This window comes from Tepidimonas sp., from assembly GCF_036824975.1.
Classification (GTDB): domain Bacteria; phylum Pseudomonadota; class Gammaproteobacteria; order Burkholderiales; family Burkholderiaceae_C; genus Tepidimonas.
The window spans coordinates 1-3,668 of sequence record NZ_DAISZC010000104.1 but is presented as its reverse complement, the minus strand read 5'-3'; the positions used below and the strand labels follow the sequence as shown (position 1 = coordinate 3,668).

The window sequence follows — 3,668 nt, the reverse complement described above, 5'->3', positions numbered from 1 at the left end:
GTCAGTGCGACGGCGAGCCGTCGGTGAACGCGGCAGCCCCGGGCTGCGCGGCACTGCGGGCGCACAGGCTCACATGCCCAGCGAGCGCAGCAGCTCGGCGGTGTCGTCATCGCCGTTGCCGCTTGGGGCGGTAGCCGACGAGGGCGTGGGGGTGGGGCTGGCGCTGCCCTGTGCCATCAGCGCATCCGGGTCGGGGGCGGCCTGGGGTTCGAAATCGGTCAGGCGCACGAATTCGGTGCGGTCGATGGCCAGCTCCAGGTAGAAGATGTGGTTGCGCGCGGTGTAGAAGGTCACGCGCCGTGCCTCGGGCTGGTCCAGGTGGGCGTCGACGCTGAGCATCACCTGCCGGTTGAGCACCACCATCTTGGGCTGGCTGTGCGAAATGTGGGTCTGCAGCTCGCGTCGGATTTTGCTGGTGAAGTCGCCCAGCGCCTGGTTGAGCAGTTCGCCCATCATGTTGGCCACCTCGTCGGAGGTGTAGGAGGTGGCCAGTTCATGCTCCGGCAGCCCCATTTGCTGCATGGCGCCGCGGTACAGCTCCATGGCGGCCTGGCCCGAAAAATTCAAGATCACCAGCCCAGAGAAGCCGCCGTCAAACAGCACAAAGCAGCCGATGTCGGGCTTGAGGCACGTCTTGTGGATGCGCTGCACCATGCCGGAGTAGGTGATGCCACTGCCGCTGGCGGCGTTGAGTACGCGCGCGACCGACTGGCACAGGCTCAGCAGCAGCTTGTCGGTGTCAAAAATCACGTCGTCGGTGGCGGTTGTGGTCATGCCAGCTCCTGTGGTCATCCCGTCAAGTCGTGTGTGCAGCCCCGGGCCGCGGCCGGCCGGGGACCTCGGGGTGGGCGGCCCATTGCGGCCAGGCAGGCGCTGTGCCCACGCGCAACCGGGCACCGGAGTGCCCGGCTGCACGGGTTACTGCGGCGCGCGCTGCAGCAGCATCGCGTCACCGTAGCTGAAGAAGCGGTAGCGTTGCGCGATGGCGTGCCGGTACAGGGCCATGACGTGATCGTAACCGGCAAACGCACTGACCAGCATCATCAGCGTGCTGCGCGGCAGGTGGAAGTTGGTGATCATCAAGTCCACCACCTGGAAGCGAAAGCCCGGGATGATGAACAGATCGGTCTCGCCTTCGGTGCGGCCGGTGGCCGCCCAGCTCTCCAGCGTGCGCACGGTGGTGGTGCCTACCGCCAGCACGCGCCCGCCGCTGCGGCGGGTCTGTGCCAGCGCTTGCAGGGTCTCGGCCGGGATGCGGTACCACTCGTGGTGCATGCGGTGTTGGCGCACGTCGCGCACCCGCACGGGCTGGAAAGTGCCCGCGCCTACGTGCAGGGTGACGCTGGCGCGCTGCACACCGCGAGCGTGCAGCGCCGCCAAGACGGCTTCGTCGAAGTGCAGTGCGGCGGTGGGCGCGGCCACCGCGCCGGGGTAGCGAGCGAAGATGGTTTGGTAGCGCCGCTCGTCTTCGGCGGTGTCGGCGTGTTCGATGTAAGGGGGCAGTGGCACGTGGCCATGGCGCGCCATCAGCGCGTAGGGGTCATCGGAAAAGCGCAGCCGAAACAGCGCACCGTCGGCGTCAGGCCAGCGCCCCAGCACGGTGGCGGTGAAGGCGGGCTGCCCGTGGGCGTCGGGCGCCATGTGCAGCACGGTGCCCGGCGCGGGTTTTTTGCTCACTTTCATGTGCGCCACCACGTCACCGTCGGCCAACACGCGCTCAACCAGCAGCTCTAGCCGCCCGCCGGTGGGCTTGTGACCGAACAGGCGCGCTTTGATGACCTGGGTGTCGTTGAACACCAGCAAGTCACCCGGAGCCAGCAGCGTGGGCAGATCGCGGAAGATGCGGTCGACGGGGGGCCACTGGCGTCCGTCCAGCAGGCGCGAGGCACTGCGCTGCGGCGCGGGGTGCTGGGCGATCAGCTCGGGCGGCAGGGCGAAGTCGAAATCATCAACGGTCAGGGGGCGCGTGCCGCGTGGGGCGGTGGCATCCAGGTCAGTGGGGGCGTGGGACATGGTACTTGAGGGCCGGACAGGCCCGTGCCAAGGGGTATCGGACGATGACAAGGGGGGCTGCGGGCGCGTGGGGCGCTCGCCGCAGCAAAGGGGGAGACCCGCGCCGCGCGCGGCCACCCCCGAGGCCTGCTGGCCAGACAGCACGGCCAAGGCAGGCCAACACTGTCATCTGGCGGATTGTCGCAGAAGGTATCATGGCCCAAACTGCAGCGGGAGAATACCGATGGCCTTGGTCGTGTTCAACCAAAAGGGCGGGGTTGGCAAGTCCACCATCGCGTGTAACCTGGCCGCCATCAGTGCCGCGCGCGGGCTGCGCACGGTGCTGATCGACCTGGATCCCCAGGGCAACGCCACGCGCTACCTGCTGGGCGGGCCGGCAGCCGATGGCCAGCCCACGGTGGCCGACTTTTACGATCAGACGCTCAGCTTTACGTTCCATCCGTTGCCCGCCGCGGACTTTGTCGTTCGCACGCCCTTTGCCGGGCTGGACGTGATGACGGCCAGCGAGCGGCTGCACGAATTGCAGCCCAAGCTGGAGTCGCGCCACAAGATCTACAAGCTGCGTGAAGCCGTGGCGCAGCTGGCGCAGACCTACGCGCACATCTACATCGACACCCCGCCGGCGCTGAACTTCTACACCCGCTCCGCGCTGATGGGTGCCAGTGGCTGTTTGATTCCGTTTGACTGCGACGACTTTTCGCGGCAGGCGCTGTACGGGCTGCTGGAGCACGTACAGGAGATCCGCGCCGACCACAACCCGGTGCTGGCCATCCGTGGTGTCGTGGTCAACCAGTTTCAGCCGCGCGCCCAGTTGCCGCAGCGTCTGGTGCAGGAGCTGCGTGACGAGGGGCTGCCGGTGCTGGAGCCGTATCTGCCGGCGTCGGTGATAGTGCGCGAATCGCACCAGCTGGCGCGCCCAATGATCCACCTGCAGCCGCGCCACAAGCTCACCCTGGCCCTCGTGGCGCTGCACGAGCGGCTGCACGCCAGCGGCTGATGGGCCGCGGTGGTCGGTCCGCGCCAGCCGCACGGCCGCAGGGACAGGCGCCAACCGCCGGCGGGGCGCACAGGCAGGCCCCCACCGGCCGCCGGCAACAAGGGTAGTGTTAGGCTGCCCGTGGTTCACGTGGGCAGACGCCACGGCGGGGGCGTTCGAGCGCCGGGTCGTTGGCCGCTTGGCGGGGCCCCTGTCTGCAGCGCACACCGTTCGGCCGGGCTGTAATAAGCTGATGACGTTTTATTCGTTGCGGTTTTGATCAGGCGGCGCTATCGTCCGCGTCCATGATTCCCACCGCCTGGCATGCCCCCGTCATCGCGCTGGTGCTAGCTGGTTTGTTCGTGGCCTTTGTGCGCGAGCGCATCAAGCCCGATATCGCCGCACTGGCCGCCGTCGCCCTGTTGTTGGCGTTGGGGGTGCTGACCCCCGCGCAGGTGCTGGGGGTGTTGGGCAACAGCGCTCCCTTCACGATCGCGTGTCTGTTCGTTATCAGCGCGGCGCTGAGCCGCACCGGTTGTGTGGACTGGCTGGGCGAGCGCCTGGCGCAGTGGGCCGGGCGCAGCGAGCGGCGGCTGCTGGCAGGGTTGTTGGCGCTGGGTCTTGGCGTGTCGCCATTCGTCAACAACACCCCGCTGGTGATGGTGATGATTCCGGTGGT

General features: G+C 68.0%; 4 protein-coding genes. 2 read left to right on the top strand and 2 right to left on the bottom strand.

Annotated features, from left to right (window positions below):
- Positions 1–69: 69 nt before the first annotated feature.
- Positions 70–774, bottom strand: a complete 705-nt coding sequence (locus V7Z54_RS09570) for a DUF3334 family protein (RefSeq protein ID WP_334136152.1) — start codon at positions 772–774, stop codon at positions 70–72.
- Positions 775–918: 144 nt separating this feature from the next.
- Positions 919–2,013 carry a tRNA preQ1(34) S-adenosylmethionine ribosyltransferase-isomerase QueA gene (gene queA / locus V7Z54_RS09565; RefSeq protein WP_334136151.1) on the bottom strand — a complete coding sequence of 365 codons (1,095 nt, stop codon included), beginning with the start codon at positions 2,011–2,013 and terminating at the stop codon, positions 919–921.
- A 223-nt stretch (positions 2,014–2,236) separates the two neighbouring features.
- On the opposite strand from queA, the gene V7Z54_RS09560 reads away from it, so the two are divergent.
- Both V7Z54_RS09560 and V7Z54_RS09555 read left to right on the top strand, forming a co-directional pair.
- A complete protein-coding gene (locus V7Z54_RS09560; protein ID WP_334136150.1) occupies positions 2,237–3,010 on the top strand; it encodes a ParA family protein in 774 nt (257 codons plus the stop codon).
- Positions 3,011–3,294: 284 nt separating this feature from the next.
- Positions 3,295–3,668, top strand: a 374-nt coding sequence (locus tag V7Z54_RS09555) for an SLC13 family permease (RefSeq protein WP_334136148.1), incomplete at its 3' end; no start/stop codon positions are given.